We start from the raw sequence: 249 nt of genomic DNA on the forward strand, positions 1-249 counted from the left end.
GTCCGCGTCTTTCAGGGCCTGTTGCGCTTCATGCAGGGCTTTCTGGGCTTCCTGCATAGCCTTCTGGGCTTCCAGCATGATCGGGGCATCGCCGTCTTTGATCCGCGTATCGGTTTCGGCCTTGGTATAGGCATCAACATCCGCGGCCACCAGGGTAATGTCATTGACCAGCTCTTTGTCGTTGACACGGCGGGTTAACGGCACTTTGCTGTCCGCCACTTTCATGACTTGTGCATCGCCGTCTTTAAT

The 249-nt window shown here is 55.8% G+C and carries 1 pseudogene; it reads right to left on the minus strand.

Going from position 1 to position 249, the window contains the following annotated elements:
- Nucleotides 1-249, minus strand: a pseudogene (locus Xind_RS19855) (hypothetical protein); the annotation flags it as partial.

It is taken from the genome of Xenorhabdus indica (assembly GCF_014467235.1).
GTDB lineage: Bacteria > Pseudomonadota > Gammaproteobacteria > Enterobacterales > Enterobacteriaceae > Xenorhabdus > Xenorhabdus indica.